The organism is Brachybacterium alimentarium, assembly GCF_002332425.1.
GTDB classification, from domain to species: Bacteria; Actinomycetota; Actinomycetes; order Actinomycetales; family Dermabacteraceae; genus Brachybacterium; species Brachybacterium alimentarium.
Map to the genome: position 1 here is coordinate 157,363 of NZ_NRGS01000011.1, position 16,849 is coordinate 174,211.

At 71.9% G+C, this 16,849-nt stretch carries 13 protein-coding genes; 5 read left to right on the forward strand and 8 right to left on the reverse strand.

What is annotated here, in order from left to right; genetic code table 11:
* The 3 genes from hutU to CIK71_RS08175 form a co-directional block, all read right to left on the reverse strand.
* Positions 1-1,683, reverse strand: a complete 1,683-nt coding sequence (gene hutU / locus CIK71_RS08165; protein ID WP_096164694.1) for a urocanate hydratase — start codon at positions 1,681-1,683, stop codon at positions 1-3.
* A gap of 150 nt (positions 1,684-1,833) precedes the next feature.
* Positions 1,834-2,703: an alpha/beta fold hydrolase gene (locus tag CIK71_RS08170; protein ID WP_096164695.1), complete on the reverse strand. Its 870-nt coding sequence runs from the start codon at positions 2,701-2,703 to the stop codon at positions 1,834-1,836.
* Positions 2,704-2,712: 9 nt separating this feature from the next.
* Entirely contained in the window at positions 2,713-3,531 is an 819-nt protein-coding gene (locus CIK71_RS08175; protein ID WP_241963954.1) for a formate/nitrite transporter family protein, read from the reverse strand.
* A gap of 470 nt (positions 3,532-4,001) precedes the next feature.
* Here CIK71_RS08175 and CIK71_RS08180 point away from each other — a divergent pair, with 470 nt between their 5' ends.
* Positions 4,002-5,783: a purine-cytosine permease family protein gene (locus CIK71_RS08180; protein ID WP_096164888.1), complete on the forward strand. Its 1,782-nt coding sequence runs from the start codon at positions 4,002-4,004 to the stop codon at positions 5,781-5,783.
* Positions 5,784-6,053: 270 nt separating this feature from the next.
* On the opposite strand, the gene CIK71_RS08190 is transcribed toward CIK71_RS08180, so the two are convergent.
* Positions 6,054-6,845, reverse strand: coding sequence for an IclR family transcriptional regulator (locus CIK71_RS08190; RefSeq protein WP_096164698.1), 792 nt, complete (start codon positions 6,843-6,845; stop codon positions 6,054-6,056).
* A 43-nt stretch (positions 6,846-6,888) separates the two neighbouring features.
* Between CIK71_RS08190 and CIK71_RS08195 the strand changes: the two genes are divergently transcribed.
* Positions 6,889-7,959 carry an arginase family protein gene (locus CIK71_RS08195; RefSeq protein WP_176485589.1) on the forward strand — a complete coding sequence of 357 codons (1,071 nt, stop codon included), beginning with the start codon at positions 6,889-6,891 and terminating at the stop codon, positions 7,957-7,959.
* A gap of 317 nt (positions 7,960-8,276) precedes the next feature.
* Here CIK71_RS08195 and CIK71_RS18220 read toward each other — a convergent pair whose 3' ends face one another.
* From CIK71_RS18220 to CIK71_RS08215, 3 genes are all read right to left on the reverse strand, one after another.
* A complete protein-coding gene (locus CIK71_RS18220; RefSeq protein ID WP_338022868.1) occupies positions 8,277-9,377 on the reverse strand; it encodes a GNAT family N-acetyltransferase in 1,101 nt (366 codons plus the stop codon).
* Between the two features lie 5 nt (positions 9,378-9,382).
* A complete protein-coding gene (locus CIK71_RS08210; RefSeq protein ID WP_199586250.1) occupies positions 9,383-10,042 on the reverse strand; it encodes a DinB family protein in 660 nt (219 codons plus the stop codon).
* Positions 10,043-10,432: 390 nt separating this feature from the next.
* Positions 10,433-11,353: a sulfite exporter TauE/SafE family protein gene (locus tag CIK71_RS08215; RefSeq protein ID WP_096164699.1), complete on the reverse strand. Its 921-nt coding sequence runs from the start codon at positions 11,351-11,353 to the stop codon at positions 10,433-10,435.
* 173 nt (positions 11,354-11,526) lie between these two features.
* Between CIK71_RS08215 and CIK71_RS08220 the strand changes: the two genes are divergently transcribed.
* From CIK71_RS08220 to CIK71_RS08230, 3 genes are all read left to right on the forward strand, one after another.
* A complete protein-coding gene (locus tag CIK71_RS08220) occupies positions 11,527-12,669 on the forward strand; it encodes a phosphotransferase family protein (RefSeq protein WP_096164700.1) in 1,143 nt (380 codons plus the stop codon).
* A gap of 113 nt (positions 12,670-12,782) precedes the next feature.
* Positions 12,783-13,571 (forward strand): fructosamine kinase family protein, encoded by a 789-nt coding sequence (locus tag CIK71_RS08225; protein ID WP_096164701.1) that lies wholly within the window; start codon positions 12,783-12,785, stop codon positions 13,569-13,571.
* 148 nt (positions 13,572-13,719) lie between these two features.
* The gene (locus CIK71_RS08230) at positions 13,720-15,387 is read left to right on the forward strand and encodes a DUF4232 domain-containing protein (RefSeq protein ID WP_096164702.1); all 1,668 of its coding nucleotides are present in this window, start codon (positions 13,720-13,722) and stop codon (positions 15,385-15,387) included.
* Positions 15,388-15,422: 35 nt separating this feature from the next.
* Here CIK71_RS08230 and CIK71_RS08235 read toward each other — a convergent pair whose 3' ends face one another.
* The gene (locus CIK71_RS08235) at positions 15,423-16,820 is read right to left on the reverse strand and encodes a hypothetical protein (RefSeq protein ID WP_096164703.1); all 1,398 of its coding nucleotides are present in this window, start codon (positions 16,818-16,820) and stop codon (positions 15,423-15,425) included.
* Positions 16,821-16,849: the final 29 nt, after the last annotated feature.

Genomic DNA, 16,849 nt, shown 5'->3' on the forward strand with positions numbered 1-16,849 from the left:
TCAGTCCCGTCGGGTGGGGGTCATCGGCACGCGCACCCCGCGCTCGTGGGCGACCTCGTCGGCCCGGGAGTATCCGGCATCCACGTGGCGGATCACCCCCATCGCGGGGTCGTTGGTCAGCAGGCGCTCGAGCTTGCGGCGGGCCAGGTCGGTGCCGTCGGCCACACCCACCTGACCGGCGTGGATCGACCGGCCGATGCCCACCCCGCCGCCGTGGTGCAGGGACACCCAGGTGGCGCCCGAGGACGCTGCGGTCAGGGCGTTCAGCAGCGGCCAGTCGGCGATCGCGTCGGAGCCGTCGAGCATGGCCTCGGTCTCCCGGTACGGGGAGGCCACGGAACCGGAGTCGAGGTGATCGCGGCCGATCACGATCGGGGCCGAGACCTTCCCGTCGCGCACCAGGTCGTTGAAGAGCATGCCGGCGCGCTGGCGGTCGCCGTAGCCGAGCCAGCAGATCCGTGCAGGCAGGCCCTCGAACTCGACGAACTCGTCAGCCGCATCGAGCCAGCGGTGCAGATGCTCGTTCTCGGGGAAGAGCTCCTTGATCGCGGCATCCGTGACCTTGATGTCCTCAGGGTCCCCGGACAGCGCCACCCAGCGGAACGGGCCGAGACCCTCGCAGAACAGCGGCCGGATGTAGGCGGGCACGAAGCCGGGGAACTCGAAGGCACGCTCGTAGCCGGCTTGGCGGGCCTCGTCGCGGATCGAGTTGCCGTAGTCGAACACCTCGGCGCCGGCGTCCTGGAACTCGACCATCGCCTGCACCTGGCGGGCCATCGACTCGCGCGACTTCTTGGTGAAGCCCTCGGCGTCCGCCTCCGACTCCCGCTGCCAGTCCTCCAGGCTCACCTCGGTGGGCAGGTAGGACAGCGGGTCGTGGGCGCTGGTCTGGTCGGTGACCACGTCGATCCGGAGGTCGCCGGCGCGGTGGCGCTCGAGCAGGGCGGGGAACACCTCGGCCGCATTGCCGACGATGCCGATCGAGAGACCGCGCCGCTCAGCCTGAGCGGCGTTGGCGAGGACGATCGCGTCGTCGAGGTCGTCGGCGATCTCGTGGCAGTACCGCTTGGCGACGCGACGCTCCAGGCGCGTGCGGTCGACGTCCGCGATGAGGCACACCCCGTCGTTGAGTGTGACGGCCAGCGGCTGGGCGCCGCCCATGCCCCCGCAGCCGCCGGTCAGCGTGATCGTGCCGGCCAGGGTGCCACCGAAGCGCTTGGCGGCCACGGCGGCGAACGTCTCGTAGGTGCCCTGGAGGATGCCCTGAGTGGCGATGTAGATCCAGGATCCGGCGGTCATCTGCCCGTACATGGTCAGGCCCTCGGCCTCCAGGCGACGGAACTCGGGCCAGGTGGCCCAGTCCCCCACGAGGTGGGAGTTGGCCAGCAGCACGCGCGGCGCCCATTCGTTCGTGCGCAGCACGCCGACGGGTTTGCCGGACTGCACCAGCAGGGTCTCGTCGTCCTCGAGGTCGCGCAGGGTGTCGACGATCGCGTCGAACGCCTCCCAGGACCGGGCGGCGCGCCCGGTGCCGCCGTAGACGACCAGGTCGTCGGGCCGCTCGGCGACCTCGGGATCGAGGTTGTTCATGAGCATCCGCAGCGGAGCCTCGGTCTGCCAGGACTTGGCGCTGAGCGAGGTGCCGCGGGCAGCGCGGACGGGGCGGGCTCCGGGGAGAGTCATCATCGGCTCCTGGGGTCGGGTGCTGCTGAGGTGTTCCCTCCAGGACACCACCGCCGACCGGGCGGGTCGAGGGGCGCGGGAGCGGATCTGTCCGGGATACCGGACACGGGGCGCGGCGAGGAGGGCCGACGGCGGGTCAGTCCTACCTCGTCAGTCGTGATGGCTCGCGGTGGCGACGATCTCCGCGAGGATCTCCCGAACGCGCTCGGGCTGCTCGACCCAGGGCAGGTGCCCGGCGTCGGAGACGACTCTCTTGCGGGGTGCGCGGGCATGGGCGGCGAGCGCGACCACCGGGCCGACCGGCCGGGGATCCGCCATGCCGTGTATGAACGTGATCGGGCAGCGCACCGCGGTCGCCCAGGTGATCTGATCCATGTCGTCGAAACTCACCAACGCCCGGTTGGCCTGGTGGTTGATCGCGTGCGACGAGGCCGCCATCGCCGCGGCGAGGTCGTAGCCGGCCTGCGGGTCGGCGTAATCCGTCGCCCAGGACAGGCGTCGCCACTCGACCTCCTCCGCGGTGGTGCGCTCGCGGCCGTCCAACTCGGCGAACCGCTCCGCCCACGGTGCGAGACGGCGGGCACGTTCGGCACGGTACGGCGTGCGCCAGTCGCCGATGCCCACCCCGTCGACGTAGCCCAGCGCCGTCACCCGACCAGGGTGGGTGCCGGCGTAGGCGAGGGCGAGGGTCGCCCCGAAGGAATGCCCGATCACCACTACGCGGTCGTGGCCGAAGGCGTGACGCAGTTCGTCGATGTCCTCGACGAAGCGCTCCATGGTGAGGTCGCCGGGCGAGGCGCCGGACCCGTCGGACTCGCCAGTCGGGCTGGTCGACCTGCCGCAGCGACGCTGGTCGTAGCGGTGCACCGTGGCTCGACCCGCCAGCATCTCGGCCACCGGGGAGAGGTAGTCCCATAGCCCCGGCCCGCCGTGGACCAGGATCACCGCCGGTGCGTCCTGCGGGCCGGGATCGGTCCAGGTCGCCAGGCGGGCACCGTCGCTCATCGTCATGAATTCCATGCCCCGACGCTACTGTCCGCGCGCGGCGATCAGCGCCTCCCGCTCCTCGCGCACCAGCTCCCAGGTGCGCACCAGACGCGGGAGCGTGAGCATCACCAGGCCGCCGGCCATGTTCAACGGGATCACCCAGGCGAACCACACGAGCCAGGAGGCATAGGAGTAGTCGGACCCCGCATGCATGGCCCCGAAGATCACCGCAGAGCTCAGCGCTCCGTGGAGCATGCCGAGGCCCACCACGAGGAACCCGCTGATCAGGGAGTTCGCGATCGTCGCGATGCCCTCCCTGGACCCCTGCGCCATCCTCGTCACCAACGTGATGGTGAAGCCCGCCAGCAGTGCGAGGGCGGCCGTCTCCAAGGTGAGGCCCTTGCCCAGGTACTGATCGGCCGTCTCCAGCAGGATGGTGTCGAAGCGGGGGAACGCCGCGACGACGACCCAGGCGAACGACCATCCGCCGACGAGGTTCGTCACCAGCGTCACCGACCACAGCCGCACCAGCTGAGTCCAGGTGCCGTGACCGGCGGCGATCGCGTTGATCGGCACCAGGAAGTCCTCGGTGAACAGCTCGGAATGGGCGAGGCGCAGGGCGTACAGGCCGATGCCGAAGGCGAGTCCGCCGAGCAGCTTCGAGCCGGTCGCATCGACCACGGCGAGCATCGCCATCAGCCCGAGCCCGACGTCGATCCCGCCGAACAGGCCGGTGATGATCAGGGCGCGCCAGGTCCGGTTCAGGCGGTTCGCGCCCTCCTCGACGGTGCTGCGGAACTCGTCGACGAGCTTGTCCTCGACCGGCTCGTCGGACTCCCCGAGCCACTCGCGCTCGGCCATCTCCCCCTGTTTGGCCCGCCGACGCCGCGCACCGTGCGTGTCCCGTGTGCCGGGCGCAGCAGGGGTGCTGCGCTCGTCGGGGCCGCCCCGTTCGTCCGGTCGGTCCTCGTCGTCGGGTCGGTCCGGTCCGTCGGGCCGGTCCGGTTCGTCCCTGCGCTCCTGCTCGCCCTCAGTGACCATGGCCGGAACCTTCCCTCGGGAATGACGGTGGAGAAACGGTGCGGCGCACGCTACCAGCAGGGACGGACCGCGCCGGACGAGGTGTCCGCACCCCCTCGACCGCTGCGCACGTATCCTGCTGCCCAGCGCGGCGGGAACCCCGGCGTGAACGCTCGACGACAGGGCCATTCACCACGCACCACGACGAGCCGGGAGCGGCTCGCCGGAACATCACGACGGTGTTCGACGCATGGACGCGAGCATGGTCATCGACGAGGACGACGGACGCTGAAGATGTGGAGGCGAACCTGATGTCACGGAAGACACCGGATGAGATCGATCGGGAGATCGCCCGGATGGACTCCGAACAGCTCCCGGCCGGCAAGCACGAGCTGCACGGGGCGGGCCACTTCGCAGGACTGTATGCGGCCGAGAACGTCGCAGGAACGGAATTCGTCTTCGGCGCGACCTTCGTCATCCTCGGCGCCGGGATCTGGGATGTCCTCATCGGTCTGGCCGTCGGCAATCTGCTCGCGGTGCTGAGCTACCGGATCCTCACCGCGCCGATCGCTACTCGGACACGGCTCAGCGTCTACACCTTCCTCGACCGGGTCGCCGGGGGGATGACGTCCAAGATCTACAACGGGCTGAACGCTGTCGTCTTCGCGATCATCTCCGCAGCCATGATCACGGTCTCGGCGACTGCACTGCGTCTGATCCTCGACTTCCCCGCGCAGACGGAGGCGTATCCCACCAGCGTGGGTTTCATCGTCCTCGCGATCGTCTTCGGGGTCGTCGCCGTGCTCGTCGCGGCCTTCGGGTTCAATGCGCTCGCCGAGTTCGCCAGCATCTGCGGGCCATGGCTGATGGTCATGTTCGCCGCCGGGGGCATAGTCCTCATTCCGAGGGTCGCCGACGAAGCACTCGGAACCACCGTGATGTCGGGATGGAGCGACTTCATCGCCATCGGCGGAGACACCGTCTTCACGGGCAAGACCCCGGACGGCGCAGACGGCATCGGCCTGCTGGGAGTGATCGGGTACGCCTGGGCCGCGAACACCTTCGCGCACGCCGGCCTCATCGACATGTCGCTGTTCCGGTACGCCAAGAAGAGCTGGTACGGGTACATGTCCGCCACCGGGATGTTCCTCGGCCACTACATGGCCTGGATCTCGGCAGGTTTCATGGGCGCGGCGACTGCCGCGATCACGATGAAGAGCATCACGGTCCTCGAACCCGGGCAGGTCGCGCTGCAGGCATTGGGCTACGCAGGCTTCGTCGTTGTCGTCGTCGGCGGATGGACCACGGCCAACGCCAACCTGTACCGCGCCGGGCTGGCCGGTCAGGGGGTCTTCCCTCAGTTCTCGAGGGCGAAGGTCACGCTGATCGTCGGGGGCGTGGTCGTCGTCGCGGCCGTCTTCCCGTTCATCTACCGGGGCTACCTGAACCTCGTGACCTACGCCGGGATCGCGCTCGTGCCGATCGGCGGGATCCTCTTCGCCGAGTACTGGCTCCTGCCCAGGCTCGGGATGACCCGGTACTGGGCTCGCTACAAGGGCGTGCAGAACGTCGCCGCACTGCTGGCCTGGGGGATCCCGCTGGCCGCCGCGGCGGTGGTGCTCGTCATGGGTCTCGTCCCCGTGTACTTCCTCTTCCCGCCCGCCTGGGCCCTCAGCGTGGTCCTCTACGTCGTGCTCGCCAAGCTGATGGGAGCGGCCGAGCCGTATCCCGACGGCAAGGCTGCCGACGAGCTCTTCGCGGAGCGGGTGGAGGTGTTCCATGCCCAGCAGGCGCGCGAGGAACCCTCCGAGGTCGACACGCGGGACCGCCGGACGCTGACCAGAGTGCTCAGGGTCGTCTGGATGATCGTCCTCGTCGTGATCTTCGCGGACGCCCTCATCGTCCTCTTCTCCAGTCCGGATCTGGCGACCTTCGAAGCGCATCGCGACCGGTTCTTCCTGATCGCAGCCGTCGGAACGGTGCTCTACTTCCTCGCCGCCTACTGGGAGCTGCGCCGACGAAAAGCGCATGCCAGGCAAGCCCTCGCCGTCCACGATGGCCCCTCGTCCGCAAGGAGCCCGCGGCTCCCGTAGCGATGGCCAAGCAGCTTCGCGACGCCCAGGTGGTCAGCTCTTCCCGGTGCGTGAGCGCGCCGGTGCTGCACACGACGAACTCCCGGGGGCTCCAGGGGGCCTCGGGGTGTTCGCACGACGCTGTGCGTCTATGCGGGCTGGTGTCGTCGATGCCGCCGAGCTCGGCGGAGGCTCGGTCACGCCGCCTGACCAGATAGGACAGATGAGGCAGACAGGGCAAGCCGCTCATCCTGACACTTGGGCTACCCCTGAGTAGGCGAATCGGGGAGATCACTCGGGGAGATCAGCAGCGATCCGGCGGCCCAGCAGGCGCCGCGTGATCTCGTCGGCCGCGCGCCGGACCACCGCGGCGAGCCGCCGGCGCCGTTCCTCATCGACCTGCGACTCGACGAAGGTCAGTGCGACGGAGGCCGCCGGCCAGCCGCTGTGGTCCCGCACCACCGCGGCCAATGAGCCCAGCTCGTCGGTGACCTCCCCGGATTCGTGGGCGATACCGTCCGCGCGCACCGTGACCAGCAGCTCGCGCAGATCACGAGGAGTCTCCGGGACGGGCGCCGCGGTGCGGGAGGTGAAGTCGTCGCGGTGGCCGAACAGGGCGCGCAGCTGCGCGGGAGGGAGCTCGGCGAGGATCGCCCGGCCGCTCGCGGTGAGGTGCGCGGACAGCCGCACGCCGACGTCGGTGACCAGGCTCGGCCGATTCCGTGCGCGCTCCTCGACGACGTAGAGCACGTCCCGACCATGCAGGACGGCGAGGTGGCCGGACTCCCCGATCTCGTCGACCATCGCTTCGATGACCCGTCGGCCGATGCGCGCGAGCGGCTCCTGGCGCAGGTAGGCGCCGGAGAGCTCGTAGGCGGCCGGACCCAGCCCGTACAGCCGCTCCTGGCCCAGATGCATGACGTATCCGTGCTCGACGAGGGTCGCCAGCAGATCGTAGGTGCGCGACCGCGACAGCTCGAGCTGCTCGGCGATGCGGGTGGCCGCTATCGGCGTGCGCCGCGAGGCGAGGAAGGTCAGCAGACGCAGCGTCGCGTCGGCCGCCGGGACTTTCGGGGGTGCCATGATGGTTCAGGATGCCATCCGGACGATGACGCGAGGAGCTTCGATGACGACCACACCTGCCGAGATGGCCGAACACTGGTCCGGGCGGCACGACGGTGACGGCCCCGAGCACGCCCGCTGGCACCAGCTGGTGCAGGTCATGGGGCTGCACGGGCACGACGAGGCCGCCGAGCCCGCGGCCGAGCCCCACGTCGCGCTGCTGGGCTTCCGCTCCGAGGAGGGAGTGCGCCGGAATCAGGGCCGGGTCGGAGCCGCCGAGGGGCCCGTCGCCCTGCGCCGGGCGCTCGCACCGCTCGCCCTGCACGGTCCGCTCGCCCGCGGCGAGGTGGGCCTGCACGATCTGGGCGACGCGGAGACGCTCGGCGAGGAGCTCGAGGCCGGTCAGGCCGCGGCCGCCGAGCTCACTGCCCGCGCCCTCGATCGCCCCGGGTCCCGCCTGACCGTGGTGCTCGGCGGCGGGCACGAGACGGCGTGGTCCTCCTACCTGGGGCTGGTCGGCTCCCGAAAGGGCCCGGGAGCGGGTACGGGCACGGGAACTGGCGCTGCTGCGGGCGCCGCCGATCCCGGGATGACGAGTGCTGAGCGGCGCTGGGGAGTGCTGAACCTCGATGCGCACTTCGACCTGCGCGACGAGCCGCAGCCCACCTCGGGCACGCCCTTCGCACAGATGGCCGAGGCCGAGGAGGCCGCTGGGCGCACCCTGCACTACGCGGTGCTCGGGATCGCCGAGCCGTCGAACACGGGCGCCCTCTTCGCCACGGCGCGGAGGCTCGGCGTGCAGTGGTGGACCGATGAGCAGTGCCTGGCTGCCGGTGCCGACGGGATCCGCGATGTCGTCGCGCAGTTCGCCGCTGACCTGGATGTCCTGTACCTGACCATCGATCTGGACGTGCTTCCGGCAGCTGTGGCTCCCGGCGTCTCCGCCCCCGCCGCCTACGGGGTGCCGCTGCCGCTGATCGCCGCGGCAGTGCAGGCTGCGGCCAGCAGCGGGAAGCTCGCCCTGCTCGACGTGGTGGAGCTGAACCCCGCCCTCGACATCGAGGGGCGCACCGCTCGCGCCGCAGCCCGCCTGATCGACGATGCCGTGCGCACGGTCGTCGGCGGGAGCGCCTGAGCCGCTGGCCCGCACCGCTTGGCGCGCGCCGCCCGGCACCCAGCACCCAGCACCCAGCACCCAGCACCCAGCACCCGGCACCGAACCACCTCGGACCGAGCCGAGCCGCCTCCGCGCCGGCCCCACACTGTCCTGTCCCAACCCGAGCACCCCTCCTGAATAGGCGGAATAGGGGTGGTCTCAACGCCTATTTCGCCGGGGTAGACCTGCGCTGGCTCGAGCGGACCGTCGCTGCCCGAGCATGGCGACCCCCGCGACCCCCGAGCCACCCAGGACCGCTGCGGTCCCCACGACCCCCACGACCCCTACGACCGCCGCTATTGGCGCACGAAGGAGCGCAGCTCCGGCTCGTGATCGTGGACCTCGGTGAACCCGAGCGACTCGTAGAAAGCTCGCTGGCCCGGCTCGGCATCGGTGAGCAGCACCTGCTGGCGCACGTCGGCGAAGGGTGCGAAGGCCGCGTCGACGAGGCGTCGGCCGACTCCTGACCGTCGTGCATCGGGGTGCACGAGCACGTCCTGCAGATAGACGATGGTGGCGCCGTCTCCGATCACCCGGGCGAGGCCCAGCAGGCGGCCGTCGCGTCGGGCGGTGACCACACGGGCGCTGCCGGCGAGTGCACGCATCAGCGTGGCGGGCTCGTCCGTGTAGGCGCCCCAGCCCACCGCCCCGTAGAGGTCCAGGGTCTCCTGCAGCGCCGGCATCTCCGGGCCGACGACAGTCCCTTCGGTCGCAGGCGGCATCGACGACCCCGTCGGCCGCCACCGCGAGTCGACCAGCTGGAACAGGCGGCAGTCCGACCATTCCCCGCCGAGCCGGAGGTAGGAGGGCGCCAGACCGTATTCGGCGAACCCGCAGTGCTCGAGCACGCGGCAGGAGGCGTCGTTGCCCACCTTCACCTCGGCCTGGATCCGATGCAGTCCGAGGCCGCCGAACGCCACGCCGATCGCGCTGCGCACCGCCGCAGTGGCGACTCCGCGACCGGTGACGGCATGGTCGACCCAGTAGCCGAGCGAGGCGGAGTCGAACGCGCCGCGCGTGATGCCCGAGAGGTTGAGTCGGCCGACGAGTCCGGTCACACCGTCCTCCTCGAACCGGATCGCGAGCGGGAGGCTACGGCCCATCTCGCGGTCGGCGAGGGCATGCGCGATCGCCGTGCGCTGCGCGGCCTCGGTGCACCAGTCCTCCTCCCGTGCGGGCGCGGCCACCAGCAGCTGGTCCTGATTGCGTGCCTCGAGCTCCGCGAGCGCGGGGGCGTCATCCGCCGCGAGGAGGGTCAGCGTGACCTGATCGGGCCGGATGGGACGACGCGGCGGCAAGGCGGGCGAGGCGGGCGAGGCAGGTGAGGAGGGTGAGGCTGGTGTGGTGGGTGTGACTGGTGTGGAGGGCACGGCAGGCGGGAACGGCACAGCGGGCATGGCGCTCATTCTCCGGTACGACCGTCGATCACCTCGCACAGCAGGTCGAGATGCCCGAGGTGGCGGGCGTACTCCTCGATGAGGTGGGTGAGGATCCAGCGCAGGTTGACGTGCTCCCCGTGGCGCAGTCCCCGCACCGGCCCGTCCAGGTCGCTCCAGCTCGCCTGTGCGGCGCGGGTGGCGTCCAGCTCCTGGCGGTAGGCCTCGATATCGGCGAGCGCGGTGGCGGGCTCGATGTCCTCGAAATCCCCGTCGGGATTGTCCTCGCTGCAGTGCGGATCAGGCTGCTCGTCATCGAGCAGGACCTCGCGCAGCCAGTAGGCCTCGTTGTCCGTGAGGTGGCGGATGATCCCGATCGGGCTGAGAGCCGACGGCGGCACCGACCTGGTGCACAGCTGCTCAGCGTCCAGCCCGTCGATCTTCCGCAGTGCCGTCTCGCGGTAGTACTCGATCCAGGCGTCGAGCGACTCCCGCTCGCCGGCCATCGGCGGAGGGTCGACCCGGGTGGCGGGCAGCGAGCGCGCGGTCGAGATGGCGGGCGATGGGGCCGCGGACGAGGTGTCGGACGCCGAGGGCGGAGTCGAGGTGTCGGACGCCGAGTCCGGGGACGAGGCATCGGGCGACGAGGGCAGAGTCGAGGTGGCGGAGTCGTCGGGAGTGCTCATGGTGAGCACCTTTCCACGGGCTCCCTCCAGCGGCCAGTGGTTTCTCCGCGCCGCGGGCCCGGCGAGGCGTGCAGCATGGTGGAGCTGAGCTCCTCCCTCGGCCTCGGCGCCCGCACCGCCCGGCACGCTGCTCGGCGGCCAAGCACGCGCCGGCCCGACAGTGCTCCACCCCGAGCACCCCGTCCGAAGAGGCGGAATAGCGGGCTCTCAACGCCTATTTCGCCGGGGTAGAACTGCCGCTCCCCTGGTACCTCGCCAGCCCGCTTCCCGGTCGTCTGCTCGCTGTTCCCCAAGTACCTCGCCCGCCCGCTTCCCACCCGCCTGCTCCCTGCTCCACCGCTTCCACCGCGCCCCCGCGCCCTGCGCCCCGCGCCCCGCGCCCCAGCCGGATCAGACGAGCAGGGTCTGGACCAGGGTCACCGCGGCGACGCCGCCCAGCAGCCCGGAGAACAGCAGGGTCAGCGTGGAGGCGCGGGCCTTCGCCGACAGCGGGCCGCCGACGATGCCTCCCGCTGCGGAGCCGGCCGCGAAGATCAGGGTGGTGGCCCAGTCGATCTGGACGTCGGTGCCCACGCGTGCCAGCAGGCTCGCGGCGGTGGCGATCACCATGACCAGCAGGCTGGTGCCGGAGGCGCGGCGCATGGCCAGGCCCAGGGCGATCACCAGCATCGGGACCACGATGAAGCCGCCGCCGACGCCGAAGAAACCGGTGAGGAGCCCGGTGAGGGTGGCTGCCGCGATGACGAGCGGCAGCCGGGGCGAGGCGGGCCGGGTCGGGGTGGTGGGCAGCTCGGCCTCGCCGTGATGGTGCAGCAGGCCGTCGGCCGATTCGGTGGTGTCCGGGCCGGGCTGGTCCAGCACGGGATCATCGTGGATCGCGACGGTCGCCTCGGCGTCGGCCCCGCGAGAGCCGTGGGCGGCGGCCTCGGCGCGCTCCTCGCTCCGGGTGCGCAGCGCGCGGCGCAGCATGGCGAACGCGACCGCGACCAGCAGCACCCCGAACAGCGTGAGCAGCACCTGCTCCGGAACCAGTGCGGAGAGCCGGGAGCCGACGACGGCACCGGCCACGGAGATCGCGGCGAACACCGCGCCGCTCCTCCACTCCACGTTCCCGTGCCGGGCATGGTGGGGAAGGCTCACCAGCGCGGTGATCAGCACGATGATCAGGCTCGAGGCCGTCGCGGAGTGCGCCGGCATGCCGAGCAGGAACACCAGCACCGGCACCGCGAGGATGCCGCCGCCCGCTCCCAGCGCACCGACCACGATGCCGACACCGATGCCGACGCCGATCGCGAGCAGGGCGAGCTCCATGGACGAACTCCTCGAGGGTGCAGGGCGACGGGCGGCTGGAGTCGGCGGTGCTTCACGGCGGCCGGTCGCGACAGTGATCAGGACCCTCCCACGGTACGCGGAGTCCGAGGGTGCTCGCGCCCGCTCCCCCGTAGGATCGAGACCCCCTCTCCCCCGTCTCCCCAGGAGTCGATGTGGTCCGCTCACCGTCCAGCCGCTCCGCGGCCCTGCTGGATCCGGCCTCGCCCGCCCTGGGCGAGCAGCTGCGGGAGGCCTGGCGCGCCGGAGCCCTGCTGCGGCCGACGGGTACGGGCCAGCTGGCTCCGAGCGGGCCCGGCCGCGACGGCTCCGAATCGGCCGCTGCGACCCCGTCGGGCGAGGCGCAGGTCTCCCTCGCGGGTGTGGGCGAGCGCTTCGCCGCCTGGCGCGTGGTGCCCCAGCGCGGCGCAGCAGTGATCGTGCGGGTCCCCCACGTCGCACCGGATGAGCTGACCCAGGACCTCGGCCAGGAGATCGCGGCGCTGTCCCTGCTCCCCGCATCGGTCGGCCCTGCACCGGTCGTAGCCCATGAGGACCCCGCGACCAGCCCGATCGGGCACGCGTTCGTGGTGGCATCCGACGTGCCCGGCACGGCGGCCGCCCCGGAGGCCTGGACCGACCTGGAGCTGGCCGCCCACGCCGACGTCCTCGCCCGTCTGCATTCCGTCCCCGCCCCCGGGCGGGGCCCGGTGGGGCTCGGTCCGGATCCATGGGCCGCCGTGCCGCGCGGTGCGCAGTCCCTGCTCACCGAGGTGGAGGAGGAGGTCGCTGCCTGGCGCAGCGCGCATGGCCCGGTGATCGCCGAGCACGGCTTGGAGCCCTTCCTGGAGGCGGCGCTCGCCCGGGTCGCGACGATCGAGCAGGACCTCGCCGCTCTGGACGGTTTCGTGCTGGCCCATGGCGACCTGTGCGCCACGAACATCCTGTGGGAGCACGGGGCGGGCGGCCCGACGGCCCGATACATCGACTTCGAGTGGGCGCAGGGCGATGATCCCGCCCGTGACCTGGCGATCATCGGGGGCGCGGTGCACGGCGGGCCCTGGTACGTCCCGCTGGACCCGGACCAGGTGACCGCGTTCGTCGACGCCTATGTGCGCGCCCGCAGCCGGGCCGGCGAGCTGCCCGCCTCGGTCGCGGACACAGCTTCCCTCCGCGACCGGATGCGGGCATGGATCGCGTACGAGCGCACCGCGATGCTGGTGCACGTCGCCTCCCGGGCCTCCACCCGATCCCTGCACCGTCGGGTGCTGCCGATCCTGCGCGGCACCCTCGCCCAGGAGCTCGGACTGCCCGCCTGAGATCTCGCCGCGGCCGCGCACGGCCCGCCCCACGCTCCACCGCGCATTGCGGCGCGCACCACGGTGGGACCGACCTCGGTTGCCACGCGGAGCGATCTGCGTACGGTGGGGCCATGAGCGACTTCGAGAAGAACGGACCGAACGCCCCCAAGGGCTACTTCGCCGCGGAGGCCGCCGGCCTCCAGTGGCTGGCAGAGCCGCAGGTGGTGCCCGTGGTCCCGGTGCTCGAGGAGGGCAAGGACTTCCTGCGACTGGAGCGCCTGGAGGAGGTCGCACCCTCGGCCGACGCCGCCCGCGAGTTCGGTGCGCAGCTCGCCCGACTGCACGACGCCGGGGCGCAGAGCTTCGGCTGGTCCCCCGCCCCGACCGCCTGGTTCGGTCCCCTCGACAGCCCGTTCGAGGTCGCCACCGCCGAGCACGAGGACTTCCCCGACTTCTGGTCCGAGGACCGCCTGCGACCGCTGGCCGATCGCATCACCCGCACCCTCGGTGCCGACGGGCACGACACCATCGACGAGGCGATCGACGTGATCGCCGACGGCGCCTTCGACGGCATCAGCGGGCAGGGCACGGAAGAGCCCGCTCGAGTCCACGGTGACCTGTGGTCCGGGAATCTGCTGTGGACGGCGGACGGCGCCACCCTCATCGACCCGGCCGCGCACGGCGGGCACCGCCTCGAGGACCTCGCGATGCTGTCCCTGTTCGGGGCGCCCTTCCTCGAGGAGATCTTCGAGGGATACGAGGCCGAGCACCCGATGCCGGGCGACTGGGAGCAGGACCTCTGCGCGCACCTGTTCTTCGGCCTGCTCGCGCACGTCCACCTGTTCGGCGAGGCCTATGTGGACCAGGCCATCGCCACGGCCGAGGCGATCACCGCCCGTGCCGACCAGCTGGGCTTCTGAACCAGCTGGGCTCCTGAACCAGTGGGATTACCGAGTCAGCTGGGCTTCTGAGCGCCGCATTCTCGTCAGCGTGCAGGATCGGTGCGCGCATCGTGCAGATCCGTCCCGGCTGAGCGTGGGCGCCGGCCCGCTCGACTAGATTTCGAGCGTGCCCAGCCCCACCCCGCCCCGCCGCGCCCTCGCCGTTCTGCGGCCGGCGCCCTGGGCCATCGCGCTCACCCTGTGCGTCGGTGCGCTGGCGGTGCTGATCTGCGTGGGCCTCTGGGCGAGTCGCCTCGGCGATCCTCCGGCGTGGGCGTTCGACTGCGATGACACCACCTGCACCGACCTCTGGATCGACGCCCGACGCTACTACCTCGGCGTCTCCGCAGGGGCCGGTGTCGCCGCGGTCCTCGGCTGGCTGCTCGGAGGATTCGCCGTGCCCGCTCGTCCGGTGCCTGCTGCCCCCTCCGTCGCTGCCCCCGAGCCGGTGCTCCGCGCCGACGACGCCCCGGCGTCGGCTCCCGCTCCGGCACCGGCACCGGCACCGGCACCGCCATCTCCCGCGCCGCGCGGGCGCCGTGCGACCGAGGTCTGGCGACTGCTCGGCGTGATGCTCCTGGCCGGAGCGCTGCTCGTCGGTGCCGGATGGCTGGCGATCTCTGTGTCGCGGCCGATGGGCCTCGCGGGGGCCGGCGTCGCAGTCGCCGTGGCCGCGGGCGGCGCCTGGCGCTGGATGCGGCCCGGCGCAGCGTCCGATCGGACGGCGTACTGGATGGCGGGCGCCGGGACGGGCGTCCCGCTGCTCGTGCTGGGGCTGGTGTGCCTGCACCCGGTGGCGTTCGTGGTGACGATGCTGGTGGTGGCCGCCCCGCTGCGCGGGATCCCGATGCTCAGCGCACTGCTGCTCGCCGGGGCGGTCGTGACGGGCCGGCTGCTCCCCCGGCAGGCAGCCGTGGAGAGCAGGGCGTCCGGCGGTGCTGCCCGGCCGGTGCCCGCACGACCCGACGCCGGCAGGCTCGTCACGGCGTTCGCCGTCGTCGCACTGCTGGCGCTCGGGGTGCGGGCGGCCTGGCCGGTCGACGCACCTGCCGACGATGCCTGGGTCGACGCGGCGAGGTCCGAGGCCCCCGAGGGGGCGGGCACGGAGGTGGGCCCCGGCGGGCGATCGGACAGCGACGGATCGGCCGACGGCGGCAGCACGTCAGGCGACGGCTCGACCGGTTCGGGCGAGGGAACGGCGGACGGGACGCTTGCGGGCCGGCCCCGGGATCCCGAGTCCTCCCCTCCCATGGACGCCTCTGACCTGCCCGAATGCGCCGCCGGGAACCTGGCGATCAGCGCCGGCGGCTGGGATTGGTGGACCGGCAACTCGGCCGGCGCCCTCACCGCGACGAACGACGGCGAGGAGGCGTGTGCTGTGCGCGGCACCCCGGAGCTGACCCTCACGCAGGGCGGCGAGGAGATCGCCCTGCGTCCGGAGCCCCTCACGCACCTCGAGGCCACGGAGCAGCCGGAGGACGGCATCGGACTCCGCCCCGGCGACTCCGCGCGATCGCTGCTGTACTGGCCCGGGTATCGCACCGCCGCCGATCAGGAGACCCCGCAGACCCTGACCCTGCGCCTCGCGCCCGGGGGCGCGCCCCAGTCCGTCGACCTCTCCGGCTCCGGGAGCGATGATCCGGAGACTCCTGGATCGGGCGACGACGCCCCGGCCGCTGCCGCCCGTGATGAGGTCGGGCCCGGGGAAGCGCCTTTCGATCTCGTGTCCGGGGTGCCCGGAGGAGCCGTGATCGAGGTCGGCCCCTGGGAACGCGTGCCTGCCCCGGCAGGCTGAGAGGCTCAGTCCGGCGGGGCAGGCATGCGGCGACGTCAGTGGTCGTGGCCCTCGTGGCCTCCGCCATCGCTGGTCTCGTCGTGGGCGTGGTCGGCGTCCTCGTCGTGGTCGGCGTCCTCGTCATGGTCGTCGTGGTCATCCGCGCCCGGCGTGATCTCGTACTCGCCCGAGGCGGTGCCGGTGGCGACCTGGATCTCGTGCGGGACCACGGGCAGGTCCAGCTCGCGGTAGACCTCGCCGCTGGCGATGTCGACCATCGTGAGCTTCTTGGCCTCGGGGTCGACCACGAAGGCGGTGCCGTCGGCCACCGACATCATCGGGCCGGCCTCCTGCCAGTTGTCCGGCTCGCTCCACTCCTCGGTCACCGGGACCTCGTGGAGGATGTCGCCGGACTCGGGGTCCAGGATGTTCAGCTCGCCGTCGGTGGTGAGCACGAGGGCCTCGCCATCCGGTCCGCGATCCAGCGACCGGAACCAGTACTCGGATCCGAGGTCGACGATCTGCTCGGTGTCGTCACGGGTGTCGATCAGGGCGATCTCGGTGGGGCGCTCGATGCCGCCCTCGGGGTCGGCCTCGACCTTTCGGTCGGCCAGCACGATCGGGGAGTCCTCATGGCCCTTCTGATTGCCGGAGCGCTCGTAGTCGCCCTCGATGTCGACCTTGTGGAACTCACCGTCGCGGTAGATCACCGCACCGTTCTCACAGCCCAGGCTGATGACGTCGCCGGACTCGGTGGGCTGGGCGGCGGCCTCGCCGTGCACGCCCGGGCAGTCGTCGGTCTCGGCGGTGACCTCGCCGTCGGCGTCGAGCACCTGGACGGTGTGGCGCTCGTCCTCGGTGCCCTCGGTGCGCAGCAGCCCACCATCGGACAGCGGCACCGCGACCCCGTGGTGAGGATCGGCTGCGGCGGTCTCCTCGACCACGCCGAGGTCGCCGTCGGCGAGCTTGCTCGGGTCGATCACGGTGATGCCGCCGGTGCCGTCGGCGAACAGAGCGGTGCGATCGCCTTGGGGGACGACGTGCCCGGGCATGGGGGCGTCGAGCGACAGCTCGGTGAGCGCCGGATCCTGCGTGTAGTAGTGGAAGTGGTCGCCGTGGGCCTGGGAGATCAGGCCGGTGTCGTACATGGTGATCGCGTCCGACGCGCTGACTGCGACATGGCGGCCGTCCCCGGCGGGATTCAGGCGCACGAAGCCGTCGACGTCAGCCGTGCCGAGGGTGCTGCCGTCGGAGGAGTCGAGGGTGGTCACGCCGCCGTCGTGGGCGAGCACGATCCGCGGGGACAGCGCGCCCACCTCGGTGCGGTCCGAGGCCGGAGCCGCCTCGCCGCCGCCGTCGGAGGCACCCTCGTCGGCGGCGCCCCCGCTCGGGCCGCCGCACGCGGACAGCGCGAGCACGCCCGCGCCGAGCAGGGCGACAGCACGTCGTTTCATGACAATGGTTCTCATCTGATGCATGAAAG

Bases quoted from the DNA above. Each gene is read 5' to 3' on its own strand.
- CIK71_RS18220 (WP_338022868.1), bottom strand. From the start codon at position 9,377: ATGCCCGCTGTGCCGTTCCCGCCTGCCGTGCCCTCCACACCAGTCACA.
- CIK71_RS08190 (WP_096164698.1), bottom strand. From the start codon at position 6,845: ATGGCACCCCCGAAAGTCCCGGCGGCCGACGCGACGCTGCGTCTGCTG.
- hutU (WP_096164694.1), bottom strand. From the start codon at position 1,683: ATGACTCTCCCCGGAGCCCGCCCCGTCCGCGCTGCCCGCGGCACCTCG.
- CIK71_RS08235 (WP_096164703.1), bottom strand. From the start codon at position 16,820: ATGAAACGACGTGCTGTCGCCCTGCTCGGCGCGGGCGTGCTCGCGCTG.
- CIK71_RS08225 (WP_096164701.1), top strand. From the start codon at position 12,783: ATGAGCGACTTCGAGAAGAACGGACCGAACGCCCCCAAGGGCTACTTC.
- CIK71_RS08170 (WP_096164695.1), bottom strand. From the start codon at position 2,703: ATGGAATTCATGACGATGAGCGACGGTGCCCGCCTGGCGACCTGGACC.
- CIK71_RS08175 (WP_241963954.1), bottom strand. From the start codon at position 3,531: ATGGCCGAGCGCGAGTGGCTCGGGGAGTCCGACGAGCCGGTCGAGGAC.
- CIK71_RS08195 (WP_176485589.1), top strand. From the start codon at position 6,889: ATGACGACCACACCTGCCGAGATGGCCGAACACTGGTCCGGGCGGCAC.
- CIK71_RS08215 (WP_096164699.1), bottom strand. From the start codon at position 11,353: ATGGAGCTCGCCCTGCTCGCGATCGGCGTCGGCATCGGTGTCGGCATC.
- CIK71_RS08180 (WP_096164888.1), top strand. From the start codon at position 4,002: ATGTCACGGAAGACACCGGATGAGATCGATCGGGAGATCGCCCGGATG.
- CIK71_RS08210 (WP_199586250.1), bottom strand. From the start codon at position 10,042: ATGAGCACTCCCGACGACTCCGCCACCTCGACTCTGCCCTCGTCGCCC.